Source organism: Streptomyces sp. NPDC090083, assembly GCF_044747445.1.
GTDB lineage: Bacteria > Actinomycetota > Actinomycetes > Streptomycetales > Streptomycetaceae > Streptomyces.
Map to the genome: position 1 here is coordinate 224,578 of NZ_JBIVED010000008.1, position 15,337 is coordinate 239,914.

General features: G+C 69.4%; 16 protein-coding genes. 1 reads left to right on the top strand and 15 read right to left on the bottom strand.

Going from position 1 to position 15,337, the window contains the following annotated elements:
* Window positions 1-54 precede the first annotated feature (54 nt).
* The 11 genes from ACIPTO_RS27535 to ACIPTO_RS27585 all read right to left on the bottom strand — a co-directional run bounded on the left by ACIPTO_RS27535 (window position 55) and on the right by ACIPTO_RS27585 (window position 11,542).
* Complete coding sequence (locus ACIPTO_RS27535; RefSeq protein ID WP_401196463.1) at window positions 55-2,919, bottom strand: DEAD/DEAH box helicase; 2,865 nt, start codon at window positions 2,917-2,919, stop codon at window positions 55-57.
* A 151-nt stretch (window positions 2,920-3,070) separates the two neighbouring features.
* Entirely contained in the window at window positions 3,071-4,033 is a 963-nt protein-coding gene (gene tatC / locus ACIPTO_RS27540; RefSeq protein WP_366321299.1) for a twin-arginine translocase subunit TatC, read from the bottom strand.
* Window positions 4,034-4,081: 48 nt separating this feature from the next.
* On the bottom strand, window positions 4,082-4,363 hold the full coding sequence (gene tatA / locus ACIPTO_RS27545; protein ID WP_355906538.1) for a Sec-independent protein translocase subunit TatA: 282 nt from the start codon (window positions 4,361-4,363) through the stop codon (window positions 4,082-4,084).
* 260 nt (window positions 4,364-4,623) lie between these two features.
* On the bottom strand, window positions 4,624-4,818 hold the full coding sequence (locus tag ACIPTO_RS27550) for a hypothetical protein (RefSeq protein WP_366321301.1): 195 nt from the start codon (window positions 4,816-4,818) through the stop codon (window positions 4,624-4,626).
* A 21-nt stretch (window positions 4,819-4,839) separates the two neighbouring features.
* Window positions 4,840-5,154: a hypothetical protein gene (locus ACIPTO_RS27555; protein WP_366321656.1), complete on the bottom strand. Its 315-nt coding sequence runs from the start codon at window positions 5,152-5,154 to the stop codon at window positions 4,840-4,842.
* A gap of 11 nt (window positions 5,155-5,165) precedes the next feature.
* Entirely contained in the window at window positions 5,166-6,191 is a 1,026-nt protein-coding gene (locus ACIPTO_RS27560; RefSeq protein WP_366321303.1) for a WYL domain-containing protein, read from the bottom strand.
* Window positions 6,192-6,210: 19 nt separating this feature from the next.
* Window positions 6,211-7,164, bottom strand: a complete 954-nt coding sequence (locus ACIPTO_RS27565) for a WYL domain-containing protein (RefSeq protein ID WP_366321305.1) — start codon at window positions 7,162-7,164, stop codon at window positions 6,211-6,213.
* 131 nt (window positions 7,165-7,295) lie between these two features.
* Window positions 7,296-7,667 carry an FKBP-type peptidyl-prolyl cis-trans isomerase gene (locus ACIPTO_RS27570; protein WP_366321307.1) on the bottom strand — a complete coding sequence of 124 codons (372 nt, stop codon included), beginning with the start codon at window positions 7,665-7,667 and terminating at the stop codon, window positions 7,296-7,298.
* Between the two features lie 94 nt (window positions 7,668-7,761).
* On the bottom strand, window positions 7,762-8,775 hold the full coding sequence (locus ACIPTO_RS27575; protein ID WP_366321309.1) for an FKBP-type peptidyl-prolyl cis-trans isomerase: 1,014 nt from the start codon (window positions 8,773-8,775) through the stop codon (window positions 7,762-7,764).
* A 142-nt stretch (window positions 8,776-8,917) separates the two neighbouring features.
* Complete coding sequence (gene pafA, locus ACIPTO_RS27580) at window positions 8,918-10,279, bottom strand: Pup--protein ligase (protein ID WP_171143128.1); 1,362 nt, start codon at window positions 10,277-10,279, stop codon at window positions 8,918-8,920.
* 9 nt (window positions 10,280-10,288) lie between these two features.
* Window positions 10,289-11,542, bottom strand: a complete 1,254-nt coding sequence (locus ACIPTO_RS27585; protein ID WP_401196469.1) for an MFS transporter — start codon at window positions 11,540-11,542, stop codon at window positions 10,289-10,291.
* A gap of 124 nt (window positions 11,543-11,666) precedes the next feature.
* Here ACIPTO_RS27585 and ACIPTO_RS27590 point away from each other — a divergent pair, with 124 nt between their 5' ends.
* Complete coding sequence (locus ACIPTO_RS27590; protein WP_366321312.1) at window positions 11,667-12,683, top strand: LacI family DNA-binding transcriptional regulator; 1,017 nt, start codon at window positions 11,667-11,669, stop codon at window positions 12,681-12,683.
* Between the two features lie 122 nt (window positions 12,684-12,805).
* Here the strand turns inward: ACIPTO_RS27590 and prcA are convergent, their stop codons facing one another.
* The 4 genes from prcA to ACIPTO_RS27610 form a co-directional block, all read right to left on the bottom strand.
* The gene (prcA, locus tag ACIPTO_RS27595; RefSeq protein ID WP_266767097.1) at window positions 12,806-13,552 is read right to left on the bottom strand and encodes a proteasome subunit alpha; all 747 of its coding nucleotides are present in this window, start codon (window positions 13,550-13,552) and stop codon (window positions 12,806-12,808) included.
* Window positions 13,553-13,622: 70 nt separating this feature from the next.
* Window positions 13,623-14,468 (bottom strand): proteasome subunit beta, encoded by an 846-nt coding sequence (prcB, locus tag ACIPTO_RS27600; protein WP_366321315.1) that lies wholly within the window; start codon window positions 14,466-14,468, stop codon window positions 13,623-13,625.
* Window positions 14,420-15,013, bottom strand: coding sequence for an endonuclease VII domain-containing protein (locus ACIPTO_RS27605; protein ID WP_401196472.1), 594 nt, complete (start codon window positions 15,011-15,013; stop codon window positions 14,420-14,422). The genes prcB and ACIPTO_RS27605 overlap by 49 nt, the downstream gene beginning before the upstream one ends.
* Window positions 15,014-15,044: 31 nt before the next feature.
* Window positions 15,045-15,263 (bottom strand): ubiquitin-like protein Pup, encoded by a 219-nt coding sequence (locus ACIPTO_RS27610; RefSeq protein ID WP_401196475.1) that lies wholly within the window; start codon window positions 15,261-15,263, stop codon window positions 15,045-15,047.
* Window positions 15,264-15,337: the final 74 nt, after the last annotated feature.

The following is a 15,337-nucleotide window of genomic DNA, read 5'->3' on the forward strand; positions in this document are numbered from 1 at the left end:
GGCGCGGGGAGCCGCGCGACCAGCCACAGCGCACCCGCACGCAGCGACGAACCCTCACCCCACCGACGAGTAGGCCACCACCCCCCGCAGCAACAACTCCACCGCCTTGCGCGCGTTCTTCGCCACGGTGGAAGACGCCTCGCCCCCGCTGACCGGCGCCGCGGCGGAGATCTGCCCCAACACATCGATCACCTGCTTGCACCACCGGACGAAGTCCCCGGCCGGCATGTCCACTTCCCGAAGGACCTCGTCCAGGCCCTTGCCGCTGGCCCACATGTACGCGGCCCAGGCGAACCCGAGATCCGGCTCGCGCTGCCCGACACCCTCGGTCTGGGTGATCCGGAAGTCCTCCTCAAGGGCGTCGAGGCGCCCCCAGATCCGCACCATCTCCCCGAGCGCGGCCTTGGCGTTGCCCGACGGCACCTTGGGCGTCGTCGCATCGTCACTGACCCGCGCCTCGAACACCAACGCCGAGACGCACGCGGCCAGTTCGGCGGGCGCGAGCCCCTCCCAGACGCCCTCGCGCAGACACTCGCTGGCGAGCAGGTCGAGCTCGCCGTACAGCCGGGCCAGCCGCTTGCCGTTCTCCGTGACGTCGTCGCCGCGCAGATAGTCCAGCTCGGTGAGGAGCGCCACGATCCGGTCGAAGGTACGGGCGATCGTGTTGGTCCGCCCCTCGATCCGCCGCTCCAGCTGCGTGGTGTCCCGCTGCAGCCGGTGATAGCGCTCGGCCCAACGGGCGTGGTCCTCACGGTCGCCGCACCCATGACACGGATGCGCCCGGATCGCCGTACGCAACCGCGCGATCTCCCGGTCGTCCGCGGCCTGCGAACGCTGCTTGCGGGCCCGCTCCGGCGGAATGTGCCCGGCCTTGGTGCGCAGCGCGGACGCGAGGTCCCGACGGGACTGCGGGGAACGGGGGTTGAAGGACTTCGGGATCCGCATCCGGTCCAACGCCTCGACAGGGACGGGGAAGTCCATCGACGCGAGCCGCTTGACCTGCCGCTCGGCGGTCAGGACCAGCGGGCGCGGCCCGTCGTGCTGCTCGAAACCGCGGTGGCCGTTGGACCGCCCGGCGGGCAGTCCCGGGTCCAGCACCAGGGCCAGGCCCGCGTACTTGCCGGTCGGGACATGGATGACGTCTCCCGGCTTGAGCTTCTCCAGCGCCACCGCGGCCTCGGCGCGCCGCAGTGCCACGCCCTGCCGGGCCAGCTCCGTCTCGCGGTCCTTGAGCTCGCGGCGCAGCCGCATGTAGTCGTCGAAGTCGCCCAGGTGGCAGGTCATGGAGTCCTTGTAGCCCTCCAGGCCCTCCTCGTTGCGCTGCACCTGCCGGGAGATCCCGACGACCGACCGGTCCGCCTGGAACTGCGCGAAGGACGTCTCCAGCAGCTCCCGCGACCGGTGCCGCCCGAACTGGTCGACGAGGTTGACCGCCATGTTGTACGACGGCTTGAAGCTGGAGCGCAGCGGGTACGTGCGCGTGCCGGCCAGTCCCGCGAGGTGCTCGGGGCTGAACCCGCGCTGCCACAGCACGACGGCGTGGCCCTCGATGTCGATGCCGCGGCGCCCGGCCCGGCCGGTCAGCTGGGTGTACTCGCCGGGGGTGATGTCGGCGTGCTGCTCGCCGTTCCACTTGACGAGCTTCTCCAACACCACGGAACGGGCGGGCATGTTGATGCCGAGCGCCAGGGTCTCCGTGGCGAAGACGGCCTTCACGAGCCCGCGCAGGAACAACTCCTCCACGACCTCCTTGAACGTCGGCAGCATGCCCGCGTGGTGGGCGGCGATACCGCGCTCCAGACCTTCCAGCCATTCGTAGTACCCGAGGACGTGGAGATCCTCGGACGGGATGGACGCCGTGCGCTCCTCGACCAGGGCGCGCACCTTCTCCCGTGCCTCGTCGTCGTTCAGCCGCAGCCCGGCGTACAGACACTGCTGCACGGCGGCCTCGCAGGCGGCGCGGCTGAAGATGAAGGTGATGGCGGGCAGCAGCCCTTCGTTGTCCAGCCGCTCGATGACCTCCGGGCGTCCCGGGGTCCACACCCGGGAGCGCTGCCGCCGCTCGCGCTCGCGGTCGGCCTCGCGCATGGCACGGCCGCGTCTGCGGTCCTGGTACGAGGAGCGCTGGGACTCCATGCGGGCCAGGCGGGTGAGGTCGGGGTTGACGGCCTTCTTGTTGCCCTCGCCCTCCTCGAAGAGGTCGTACATCCGGCGTCCGGCGAGCACGTGCTGGAACAGCGGCACGGGCCGGTGCTCGGAGACGATCACCTCGGTGTCGCCGCGGACGGTGTCGAGCCAGTCGCCGAACTCCTCCGCGTTCGACACCGTCGCCGACAGCGAGACCAGGGTCACCGACTCGGGGAGGTGGATGATCACCTCTTCCCAGACGGCGCCCCGGAAGCGGTCGGAGAGGTAGTGCACCTCGTCCATCACCACATGGCCGAGGCCCAGGAGGGTCTGCGAACCGGCGTACAGCATGTTGCGCAGCACCTCGGTGGTCATGACGACCACCGGGGCTTCGGAGTTGACGCTGTTGTCGCCGGTGAGCAGGCCGACCTTGTCCGTGCCGTAACGGCGGCACAGGTCGGCGTACTTCTGGTTCGACAGGGCCTTGATGGGGGTGGTGTAGAAGCACTTCTTGCCCTGCTGGAGGGCGAGGTGGACGGCGAACTCGCCGACGATCGTCTTGCCGGAGCCGGTGGGCGCCGCGACCAGCACGCCCTTCCCCGCTTCGAGCGCCTGGCAGGCCTCGATCTGGAAGGGGTCGAGACCGAAGTCGTACATCTCGCGGAAGTCCGCGAGCGCGGTGGCCTGCTCGGCTGCCCGCAGGCGGGCTGCCGCGTACCGCTCGGCCGGGGAGAGGTCCTCTGTCATCGTGCTTTCGAGCGTACCGGGCGCCACTGACAACAGGACGATCATTATCCGGATCGATCCCTGTGAATGACGGGATCCCCGCAGTTCAGGGCGTCAGGACCGGTGCCGTGCCCGGGACACGACGCACCCCCCGGCACCGGCCTGAGCCGGGTGCCGGGGGGTGTCGGACAGCACGGAGACGGTTCTCGTACGGCGGTCAGGTCACGTCGTCGTAGCCGTTGACCCGGTCGGAGCCGGTGCCGCTCGCCTGCTCGGGCAGGGCCGCCCGGCCCGCCGAGACGCTCTCGACCTCGCCGATGTCCTCGGGGGTGAGATCCAGGTCCGAGGCCTCGTCGTCGTCCGGTCCCTCCGCGTCGCGGCGGCGCTTGCGCCGGTCGTTGAGCAGGGAGAAGACGACCGCGCCGAAGTACAGCACCCAGATCGGTCCGGCCAGCGCCAGCATGGTCAGCGGGTCGGTGCTGGGGGTGGCGACGGCGGCGAAGATGGTGATGCCGAGGATCATCGCGCGCCACCAGCCGAGCATTCGCTTGCCGGTCAGCGCACCCGTGAGGTTGAGCATGATCAGCAGCAGCGGCAGCTCGAAGGAGAGGCCGAAGACCAGCACCATGCGCGTGACCAGGTCGAGCAGGTCGTCCAGCGGCAGCAGGTTGTTGACGTCCTTCGGCGTGAAGCCGATCAGGACCTTCGCCGTGGTGGGCAGCACCCGGTAGGCGAAGTAGGCGCCGCCGAGGAACAGCGGGACGCCGGTGCCGACGAAGGAGAGCGCGTACTTCTTCTCGTTCTTGTGCAGGCCGGGGGCGATGAAGCCCCAGAGCTGGTAGAGCCAGACCGGAGAGGCCAGTACGACACCGGCCATCAGGGACACCTTCAACGCCAGCGTGAACGGCGTCAGCAGACCGTTGATCGTGATCTGCGCGCACGTGTGCGTCTTGTCACCGGCCTTCTGCAGCTCCTCGAACGTCGAGGCGCAGCCGACCGAGTCCAGCACCGGCTTGGTGATGACGTTGACGATGTCGTTGTAGAAGAAGGCGGCCACGCAGGTCACCACGATGATGGCGAGCATCGCCTTCGCGAGCCGGTTGCGCAGCTCGCGCAGATGGTCCGCGAGGGGCATCCGCCCCTCGGGGTCCTTCTCCTTCTTGCGGGCAGACTTGGGCAACCCACGTCCTCATCTCGTGCGGCAGGCCGAGGGGGTCCCGGCCCTGCGTCAGCGCTTGGTCGTGTCCGACGGCTCGGTGACCGGGCGCGAGCTGGTCACGTCACCGGGAGCGGCCTGGATGGTGCGCTGCACGGACTCGTCGGTGTTCGGCGGGCCGGCGGGGGCGGGCGTGCTGTTGCCCTCTTCCTTCATCGCCTTGGCTTCGCTCTTGAGGATGCGCGCGGACTTGCCGAGCGAGCGGGCCATGTCCGGAAGCTTCTTCGCGCCGAACAGGAGCACGATGACGACGAGGATGAGAATGATCTCGGGAGCTCCGAGCCTTCCGAACATAAGTCTTTACCTTCTCACCGAGGCGGCTGGGGTGGGGGTGCTGTCCGATCGGTCGGACATGCGTCCGACCACCGTGCTACCAGCGATCGTAACGCTCAGGGGTAAACGTCAGGCAATCCCCGTGCGTACTCCCGGTCCGCGCTCCGGGCCTCGTTATCCGGAACGCGACCAGCAGCGTACCCGCCACCACCGACAACGTGACAGGGCAAAGTGACGCGAAGCGCATGAGGCGCGCAACTCACACCTCGCTCACACGTGACTCACAGTGCGTCGACGGAACGGGCTGTCGCCACCGCCGCGCGCTCGAGGTCCTCGGCCGCCCTGTTGATCCGCTGCGCCGCGTCCGTGACCTGCTGCCCGAGCTGCCGCGCCGCCAGGAAGACCCGGACGGCGAGCACGCCGAGCACGGCGAGACCCAGGAAACCCACAGCTACCGCCACCATCGCCCAGAACATGGGGCCGAGCCTAGACCCTCCCTAGCCGACCGAGGTCAGCCGCAGGGTCCTGACCCCGCCGCCGGTGAGCAGTTCGACGATCCGCTCGCCCGCGGGCTTGCGCACCGCGGCTCCGCAGTCGGGGCAGGTGAAGGAGTAGAAGGTGGTGCGGCTGGTGGCGCCGATGGCCAGACGCAGGGCGCTCGCCGCCAGTTCGAAGCTGCCCCGGCAGTCCGGGCAGCCCGCTCTGAACATCACGGGGACCACGCTCTTCATCCCGGCGAACGCGGTGGCCACCGTCATCTCCGGACCACCGGGGACGCCCGGACCACCGGAGACACCCGGGACACCAGTCATCGTCGACTCGCTCACAGCCCCTGCTCCTGCCTCTCGTCAACACCATGCACCGCGTCAACCACACCCTGCGGCCCGTCGTACGCCGCCAGCGCCTCGCGCGCGGCCCTGCGGGCGCTGTCGGCGAGGTCGCTCGGGGAGACGATCCGGCCGTCGCGCCCCAGCCGCAGGGCCAGACGCCGCAGGGACGCCGGGTCGGGGGTGCGCAACGTAATACGCAGCCCGCCGTCGGGAAGCTCATCGGCACTGTCGTGCGGGTAGTACTCCGCGACCCAGCGCCCGCCCGGGCCGACCTCCACCACGACCTCGGGGTCCTCGGCGGCGGGCTGCACCAACGCCTCGGACAGGTCCCGCAGTTCGATCTCGGGCGGCGCGGAGGGCTCGTCGAGGATCTTGATCTCGGCGACCCGGTCGAGGCGGAAGGTGCGGCGCGCCTCGGAGCGCCGGCACCAGGCCTCCACGTACGTGTGCCCGACGCTGACCAGGCGGATGGGGTCGATCTCGCGCTCGCTCAGCTCGTCCCGGGCGGGCGAGTAGTAGCGGATCCACAGGCGTCGGCGCTCCGAGATCGCCCGGTCGACGTCCGCGAAGACCCCGCCCTCGGACTCGAAGGTCACCGACAGCCGCGCGCTGGCACCGGCCGCCTCACCGGCCGCCGCCTCCAGCTTGGCGTTGGCCCGCAGCAGCGCCTGCCGGTCGCTCTCGCGCAGGCCCGGAAGGGTCGACACCGCGCGGGCGGCCACCAGGAGCGCGGTCGCCTCGTCGGCGGCGAGCCGCAGCGGCTCGGCGACGTCGTCCGGGTTGTGCCACCAGATGCGGTCGCCGTCGGTGTCGATGTCCAGCAGGTCGCCGCCCCGGAAGCTGGTCCCGCACATGGGCAGCACATCGAGGTCGGACACCAGCTCGTCCTCGGTGATCCCGAAGGCACGGGCGACGTCCTCGATGCGCGCTCCGGGCCGCTCCTTCAGATAGGTCACCAGGGAGAGCATCCGCCGGGTCTGGTCGATGGCGTTGACGGGCCTGACCGGTTTGCCTGCCACAGTTCTCTTCCGCTCCCCCTCAGCCCTTGGCCACGGCACGCAGCCGGTCCACCACGTCGGCCCGCAGCTCGGCCGGCTCCAGGACGACCACGTCGGGGCCGAACTCCACCAGCCAGGCGTCCAGCCCGTGGCCGTACGGAATCTCCAACTCGTCCCAGCCGTCCCCGAGTTCCCGGACCGCCACGGCTTTCGCCCGCAAGGGGTAACCGGAGCCCGCGCGCAGCCGGATCAGCGCGGAGCGGTCGGCGGTCTCCCCCGCCCAGCCCGCGACGGTCTCCCGCACGGTGACGACGTCCGGGACGTCCGCGGTGAACCGCCCGTTGCGCGAACGGACCCTGCCGGTGATCCGGGACAGCCGGAAGACGCGCTCGGCGCCCCGGTCGCGGTCCCAGCCGGCGAGGTACCAGTGGCCGCGCCAGCACTCCAGCGCCCACGGCTCGACAGTGCGGGCCTCGGGACGGGCGGCGGTGGCCTTGCGGTACTCGAAGACCACCGGGCGGCGGTCGCGGCAGGCCAGCATCAGCGGCTCGAACGACGCCTCGTGCACCGGGATCCGCGGCTCCAGCGCGCCGTGCGGCTCGTACGGGTCGAGATCCTCCGGCATCCCGGCGGCGCGCAGCTTCTGCAGGGCGCCGCTCGCGGCACCGGCCAGCCGGGCCTGCTGCCACACCTTGGCGGCGAGACCGAGCGCGGCGGCCTCCTCGGCGTCGAGGGTGACGGGCGGCAGCCGGTTGCTGTCACGGCGGGCGAGATAGCCGACCTCGCCGTCCAGGTTCTCCACCGTCTCGATGACGAGCCCGAGTTCGCGGAGATCGTCCTTGTCGCGCTCGAACATCCGGTTGAAGGAGTCGTCCGAACCCGCTTCGAGGTAGGCCTCGATGGACTCGCGCAGCTCACGCTTGCTGAGCGGCCGCCGGGTCCCGAGCAGACACAGCGCGAGGTTCATCAGCCGCTCGGCCTTGGCAATGGCCATCGACGCCCTTCGCCTTCCTCATGTACGTACGAACGATGACCGTACCGCCCCGCGCAGGCCTGACAAAAGCCGAGGGCCCATGCCCCAGCAGGCATGGGCCCCAGATGATCGGGTCCGGTCGGAACCGGTGATCAGACGGCGATGAGGTCGACCACGAAGATCAGGGTCTCGCCCGGCTTGATCGCCGGGGTCGGGCTCTGGTTGCCGTAGGCGAGGTGCGAGGGGATGGTCAGCTGGCGGCGGCCGCCGACCTTCATGCCCTGCACGCCCTGGTCCCAGCCCTTGATGACGCGGCCGCCACCGAGCGGGAACTTGAACGGGGTACCGCGGTTCCAGCTGGCGTCGAACTCCTCGCCGGTGCTGAAGGACACTCCCACGTAGTGGACGGTGACGTTCTGGCCCGCCACCGCGACCTCGCCGTCACCCTCCCAGAGATCCTTGATCTCCAGTTCGGCCGGGGCTTCGCCCTCCGGGAAGTCGATCTCGGGCTTCTCGATGCTCACGTCTCTAGCTCCTGCTTGTGTACGACAAGGCAACTCCCACAGTCTCGCAGACCGGCCGAATGCGCGCTCCGGCCAGGCTCCGAACCCGCACGGGTCACATGGCGGCCAGGATGTCCACGGAGAACACCAGGGTGTCGCCCTTCTTGATGGCGCCACCGCTCGGCGGGGTGTCGCCGTAGGCCAGGTCCGGGGGTGCCACGATCATGACGCGGCTGCCGACCTTCTTGCCGGTGATGCCCTGGGCCAGGCCCTTGACGACCGACTCCATGTCCTTGATCGCGAACTGGCTCAACCGGCCCTGGGTGTACGTCGACTCGAACTCCTTGCCGGTGCTCCAGACCACGCCCTTGAACTGGCACAGGATCGACTGCGCCTCCTTGACGACGGCTCCGTCGCTCTCCAGGACGTAGTTCGACACCAGCTTCTTCGGCGGGTCGGCCTTCGGGATCGTCACCGAGGGGGCCTTGCCGTCGGTGTTCGTGCCGACCTTGGGCAGATCGGCGTCGGACTGCGCGACGGTCGTCCCCTTGGCGGAGCTCTTGGCGTTGAACGAGTCCTGGACGTCGATCACGAAGACCAGCGTGTCGGTGCCCTTGATGCCCGCCTGCGCGTTGCCCGTGCTGCCGTAGCCCCAGGTCGGCGGTACGGCCATCTCGACGCGGCTGCCGACCTTGCGGCCCGCGAGGCCGTAGCGCCAGCCGTCGATGATGCCGCCCTGGGCGAGCTGGATCACCAACGAGGTCTTGCGGTCGTAGGAGTTGTCGAAGACCTTGGCCGTCGACCACACCTGGCCGAGGTAGTTCACCTGGACGAAGTCGTTCTCCGCGACGGCCTTGCCGCTGCCCGCGATCACCGTCTTCACCGCGAGGTCCTTCGACGGCTCACCGCTGCCCTTGGCCACGGTCGGCTTCTCGTCGAACTTCGTGCCCGCCGTGATCGCCGGCAGCGGACCGTCCACCAGCTTCGGCGGCGGCACCGCCGAGGCCGAGGAGGACGGCGAGGGCGAGGGCGACGCGCTGGCCTTGCTGGAGGAGGAGTCGCTGTCACCGCACCCCGCGATCGTCACAAGTCCTGCGGGAACGGCGAGAAGAACGGAGCGTCGACGCACGGTGGGGGCCTCGTAATCGGTCGATCTTGTTGATGGCGTGCGCGCAACTCTACGGTGCGCGACGGGCCCCGTACGTGAAACGTACGGGGCCCGTGTGGCGTACCGAATATGTATCCGGACGTCGGTATCCGGATGTTTGTGCCTACATTCCGGCGATCAGCTTCTCCACCCGGTCGTCCACCGACCGGAACGGGTCCTTGCACAACACCGTGCGCTGCGCCTGGTCGTTGAGCTTGAGATGGACCCAGTCGACGGTGAAGTCCCGCCGCTGCTCCTGAGCCCTGCGGATGAAGTCGCCGCGGAGCCTGGCCCGAGTGGTCTGCGGCGGAACGGACTTGCCCTCGAAGATCTTCAAGTCGTTGCAGATCCGGGCGGCTTGGCCCTTCCTCTCCAGGAGGTAGTAGAGCCCTCGGCGACGGTGGATGTCGTGGTAGGCGAGGTCGATCTGCGCGACCCGCGGGTGGGACATGGTCATGTTGTGCTTCGCCCGGTACCGCTCGATCAGCTGGTACTTCATCACCCAGTCGATCTCGGTGCCGATCCGGTCGAGGTCCTCGGCCTCGATCGAATCCAGCACCCGGCCCCACAGTTCGAGGACCTGCTCGACGGTGCCGGTACGGATGCCGCGGCGCTCGACGAAGTCCACGGCCTTCTCGTAGTACTCGCGCTGCACCTCCAGCGCGGAGGCCTCACGGCCGCTGGCCAGACGCACCTTGCGCCGGCCCGTGATGTCGTGACTGACCTCGCGGATCGCCCGGATCGGGTTCTCCAGGGTCAGGTCGCGCATCACCGTGCCCGCCTCGATCATGCGCAGCACCAGGTCGGTGGCACCGACCTTGAGCAGCATGGTCGTCTCGGACATGTTCGAGTCGCCCACGATGACGTGGAGACGGCGGTAGCGCTCGGCGTCCGCGTGCGGTTCGTCGCGGGTGTTGATGATGGGCCGGGAACGCGTCGTCGCCGAGGAGACGCCCTCCCAGATGTGCTCCGCGCGCTGACTGACGCAGTACACGGCACCGCGCGGAGTCTGCAGCACCTTGCCCGCGCCGCACAGCAGCTGACGCGTGACCAGGAACGGGATGAGGATGTCCGCGAGCCGGGAGAACTCGCCGTGCCGTGCCACCAGGTAGTTCTCGTGGCAGCCGTACGAGTTGCCCGCCGAGTCGGTGTTGTTCTTGAAGAGGTAGACGTCGCCCGCGATTCCCTCCTCGTGCAGGCGTCGTTCGGCGTCCACCAGGAGTCCTTCGAGAATGCGCTCGCCGGCTTTGTCGTGGGTGACCAGTTCGGTCACGTTGTCACATTCGGGGGTCGCGTATTCCGGATGTGAGCCCACGTCGAGATAGAGCCGGGCGCCGTTTCGCAGAAAGACATTGCTGCTGCGGCCCCATGACACGACACGGCGGAAGAGGTACCGAGCCACTTCGTCGGGAGACAGACGCCGCTGTCCCCTGAACGTACACGTGACGCCGTACTCGTTCTCCAGCCCGAAAATGCGGCGGTCCATGACTGAACATTACGCCCGATCCCCTGTGCTGAAACGGGGTTCGACGGCACGGTTTGGATCATTTTCCGATGAAGCCGCAACCACCCCACCCCCGGCGGGAGCTGCGAGGACCCGTCCGGTCGCCAGCAGGACCAGCAACGAGACCGCCCCCGAGACCCCCGGCACGGCGAACCCCCACAGCGCCCCGCCCGCCTCGACGACCGGCCCCGCGACGCCCGTTCCGACCGACGCGCCCACGGTGAACGTCGTCACAAGCCACGAGAAAGCCTCGGTGACCGTGCCCTTCGGAGCATGCCGGTCGACCATGATGAACGCACAGGCGAGCGCCGGCGCCAGGAACACCCCGGCGAGCACCGCCAGCAGCACCATGGCGACCGCCCCCGGCATCAGCATCAGCGGCAGGTAACACACCGCCAGCAGCCCCACCAGGACCCGCAGTCGCCGCTCCGGCACCCCGCTCCACTGCCGCGCCCCGTAGACGGTGCCCCCGAGCAGCGCCCCCAGACCGATCGCGGCCATGAGCCACCCGTAGACCACGTCACCGCCGTGCGCGTCCGCGTACGACACCGAGGCGACCGTGATCGACCCGAGCGCCATTCCCACGAACAGGAACGCGCCCAGCAGCGCCAGCAGCCCCGGCGAGCGCAGCGCGCCCAGCCAGTGCGCCTCGCGCGGGGCCGAGCGCCACGCGCGCGAGGGCGGCGACACGACCACGGAGAGGGCGCCCAGCACCCCGATGACGTTCAGCACGAGCAGCGCCACGGGGGCCGACCACAGGGACACGAACACCGTCACGAGCAACGGCCCCACGGTGAACATGACCTCCTGGGCGACCGCGTCCATCGCGTACGCCGTGTGCACCTGCTCCTCCCGGCCCAGCACGGCCGGCCACAGCGCCCGCAGACCGCCCTCCAGAGGCGGCGCGAAAAGCCCGGCGACCGCTACGGCGACGTAGGCCAGGGGCAGCGGATCGGTGCCCAGGAAGGCGAAGACGGCCATCGCGAGCGCCGACAGGACGGCGGCCGGCAGCTGCACGCGCGGCTGCCCGTGGACGTCGACCAGCCGCCCCAAAAGGGGCTGCCCGACGGCGTTGGCGACGCCGTACACGGCGGCCAGCGCCCCGGCGAGGCTGTAGGTGCCGCCCTCCGCGCGGATGAACAGCACGATCGCGATGGCGGCGGTCGCGTTCGGCAACCGGCCCACCAGGGTGCCCACCAGCAGTCGGGTGGCGTGCCTCGCCCTGAGGATCTCCAGATATCCCACGGCCTCGAACCGCCCTCCCCCTCACCGTCACGCATGAGGTTTTACGTATAACGTCCGCCGTCATACGTACCATGTGCGCTGTTCGCACGTCCATACGGAGTCCCTTACGAAGGAGCAGGCGACGGTGGCAGCAGGCAGCACCCGCCCCACGAGCCGCGACGTGGCACAGGCCGCCGGCGTCTCCCAGGCCGCCGTCTCCCTCGTCCTCGGCGACAAATGGCGCGGCCGGGTCTCCGCCACCACCGCCGAACGCGTCCGCGAGGCCGCCCGCGAGCTCGGCTACCGTCCCAACCTCGCCGCCCGCAACCTCCGCCTCGGCCGCACCCGCACGGTCCTCCTCGTCGTCCCCGCCCTGACCACGGAGTTCTTCGCCGGCGTCTACACCGGGGCCGCCCGCGTCGCCGCCGAACACGGCTTCGGCGTCGTCCTCTACCCGTCCCCCGAAGGCATCGGCCCCGCCCGCGACCCCTTCGCCTCCGCCTCCGCCGCCCTCGACGGCGTCATCGCCTCCTCCATGGCCGCCGACGCCCTCACCGCGATCCGCGGCGACCAGCTCCCCCTGGTCATGCTCGACAGCGACCCCCGGGGCAGCCTCGGCGCCGCCACCGTCAACCTCGACATCGCCGACGGCGTCCGCCAAGTCGCCGACCACCTGCTGGCCCTGGGCCACCGCCACTTCCTGCACCTCGCCGCGGACATCCCGTCCTGGACCTTCGAGGTACGCGCGCGTGAACTCGCCGCACGGGTCGGCGCCGTGACGGGCACTTCGGTACGGACGACCCGCGCCCCCATCTCGATCGACGGCGCCCTGAAGGCGGCCGAGGCCGCGCTCGCGGACCCGGGGTCCCGCGCGACGGCCCTCGTCTGCGACGACGACAAACTCGCCGCCGGCGCCTACAAGGCCGCCCGCCGCCTCGGCCTGCGCGTCCCCGACGACCTCTCCGTCACCGGCCTCGACGACCTCGCCCTGGCCACCGCCCTCGACCCCGAACTCACCACCGTCCGCCTCGACGCCGAACTCTTCGGCGAACACGGCATGCGCGCCCTCCTCGCGGTCCTGGACGGCCGCACACCGCACGAGGGGGACATCCCGGTGGAACTGGTCGTCCGGGGCTCCACAGCGGCACCAGGCGCTTCCTGACGCCCTCGCGGCCCCTGCGACCCCGCGCCCCTGTAGGACCCCGCCAACGCAGTGCGCCCCGGCCGATGACCGGCCGGGGCGCACTAAAAAGATGAAAGCTGAACGAGGCTGAACGAGGCCGCCTACTCCTCGTCGTCGCCGTCGGTCTCCTCCGAGGACGTGTCCGCGTTCTCGCCCTCCAGCAGACGCGACAGCTGACGGCCCACGATCCGCTTGAACTTACGGGCCTGCGGACGCGTACGGTCCAGGACCGCGACCTCCAGGCGCTCCGCGGGAATCTCCCGCTCACTGCCGTTCGTGTCGCGCGACAGGGCCTGCACGGCCAGCTTCAGCGCCTCCGCGAGCGTCATGCCGTCACGGTGCCGCTGGTCCAGATAGCTGCTGATCGTCTCCGCGTTGCCACCGACCGCGACCGAGCCGTGCTCGTCCACGATCGAACCGTCGTGCGGCAACCGGTAGATCTGGTCGCCGTCCGGCGTGTCCCCGACCTCGGCGACGACCAACTCCACCTCGTACGGCTTCTCGGCCGCGCTGGAGAAGATCGTGCCGAGCGTCTGGGCGTAGACGTTCGCGAGACCCCGGGCGGTCACATCCGCGCGGTCGTAGGTGTAGCCGCGCATGTCGGCGTAGCGCACACCGCCGATCCGCAGGTTCTCGTACTCGTTGTACTTTCCGGCGGCCGCGAACCCGATCCGGTCGTAGATCTCGCTGAACTTGTGCAGCGCGCGGGACGGGTTCTCACCGACGAAGACAATGCCGTCGGCGAACTGCAGCACGACCAGGCTGCGGCCGCGGGCGATGCCCTTGCGGGCGTACTCCGCCCGGTCGGCCATGGCCTGCTGGGGTGAGACATAGAACGGCGTCGACACCGGTATCCGTCCCCTCTCTTTAAAGTTCCGTCGAAATCAGTGGATCACCTTGATGAGAACGGGCCCTCGGTCAGAGCAGCGCTGCGCGCGGGCCGTCGGGCTGCTGCAGTCGCCGCTCCAGGATCGAGCGGGCGATCTCGGAGGACTCGTCGTCGGCGAGCCGGCGGAAGCCGTCCTCGGTGATCACGGTGACGATGGGGTAGATCCGGCGGGCGACATCGGGACCACCGGTCGCCGAGTCGTCGTCGGCGGCGTCGTAGAGGGCCTGGACCACCAGGGTGGTGGCCTCGGACTCCGTCAGGTCGTCGTGGAAGAGCTTCTTCATGGCACTGCGCGCGAACACCGAGCCGGAGCCGGTGGCCGCGTAGCCGTGCTCCTGGGAACGGCCGCCCGTGACGTCGTAGGAGAAGATGCGGCCGACGCCGCGGTCCACGTCGAAACCGGCGAAGAGGGGGACCACGGCGAGGCCCTGCATGGCCATGCCGAGGTTGGAACGGATCATCGTGGACAGTCGGTTCGCCTTGCCCTCCAGGGAGAGTTGGGCGCCTTCGACCTTCTCGAAGTGCTCCAGCTCCAACTGGAAGAGCTTGACCATCTCCACGGCGAGTCCCGCGGTGCCGGCGATGCCGACGGCCGAGTACTCGTCCGCGGGGAACACCTTCTCGATGTCCCGCTGCGCGATGACATTGCCCATGGTGGCCCGCCGGTCACCGGCGAGGACGACACCGCCGGGGAACGTGACAGCGACGATCGTCGTGCCGTGCGGGGCCTCGATGACGCCCTGGGTGGGCGGCAGTTGCCGGTTGCCCGGAAGCATCTCCGGCTGGTGGTCGGAGAGGAAGTCCATGAAGGACGACGACCCAGGCGTCAGGAAGGCAGCTGGTAGACGCCCGGTGCTACGAGTGTTGGCTTCCACGAGGATCCTTCCAAGTAGGCGGCAGCCCGACGAACAGCGTCGGGATGATCTCCCAACTTGCCGATGGCCGAATTGCAGTTGAAGCACAGTACGCCACGGACCCTACCCGTCTCGTGGCAGTGATCCACATGAACCGCAGGAGCTTTCAAACAGATCACGCAGAGCCCCATTTGAGAGGCGACCATCGCGTCACGCTCGGCTTCGGTGAGGCCGTAGTTGCGCTTCAAGTGACCCGCGCGACCCTTCACGGCCTTGCATGACTTGCAGAGCGTCGCGAGTCCGTCCGAAGCACTACGGTTCCGGCCCCACTCACTATGCGGTTTGATCTCGCCACACGTACGACAGTGCTTGTGCCCCTCGGGCACATCCACTCTCGGTCGAACGTTGCGTCCTTTGGCCACCTGCCGCTCCTGGTGGTACGTCGCTGCGCACTCACGACAGTAGGCCTGCAGACCATCACGCATCGCCACGTTTCGGGCGAAGGCCGCCCGCGGCTTGTGCTGCTTACACCGCGAGCAACGCCTTACGCCCTCTTCGCTCACCAACCCAGAGCCCCCGTTACCTTCGATTCGAAGGCTACTCGCCACCCTTCTGAACGAAACTTCGAACGAAGTCCTCTGCGTTCTCCTCCAGGACGTCGTCAATCTCGTCCAGAACCGAGTCGACGTCGTCGCTCAGCTTCTCGTGGCGCTCCTTGAGGTCGTCCGTCGCCTGCGCTTCCTCCGCCTGCTGCTCGACCTCCTCCGTGGAGCGCGTCGCCTTCTGCTGTCCGCCGCCGGTGTCCTTGGTCGCCATAACCCTCACCCCGCTCGGTTCGACGTTCTTGATCAGACCCTACTTGCAGGGACTGACATCGGCCCCGCAGTTCC

What these genes read in the sequence shown, in the direction of transcription:
- ACIPTO_RS27610 (WP_401196475.1), bottom strand. Translation starts at nt 15,263, where the DNA reads ATGGCGACCAAGGACACCGGCGGCGGACAGCAGAAGGCGACGCGCTCC.
- ACIPTO_RS27565 (WP_366321305.1), bottom strand. Translation starts at nt 7,164, where the DNA reads ATGGCCATTGCCAAGGCCGAGCGGCTGATGAACCTCGCGCTGTGTCTG.
- ACIPTO_RS27555 (WP_366321656.1), bottom strand. Translation starts at nt 5,154, where the DNA reads ATGACTGGTGTCCCGGGTGTCTCCGGTGGTCCGGGCGTCCCCGGTGGT.
- ACIPTO_RS27535 (WP_401196463.1), bottom strand. Translation starts at nt 2,919, where the DNA reads ATGATCGTCCTGTTGTCAGTGGCGCCCGGTACGCTCGAAAGCACGATG.
- pafA (WP_171143128.1), bottom strand. Translation starts at nt 10,279, where the DNA reads ATGGACCGCCGCATTTTCGGGCTGGAGAACGAGTACGGCGTCACGTGT.
- tatA (WP_355906538.1), bottom strand. Translation starts at nt 4,363, where the DNA reads ATGTTCGGAAGGCTCGGAGCTCCCGAGATCATTCTCATCCTCGTCGTC.
- ACIPTO_RS27550 (WP_366321301.1), bottom strand. Translation starts at nt 4,818, where the DNA reads ATGTTCTGGGCGATGGTGGCGGTAGCTGTGGGTTTCCTGGGTCTCGCC.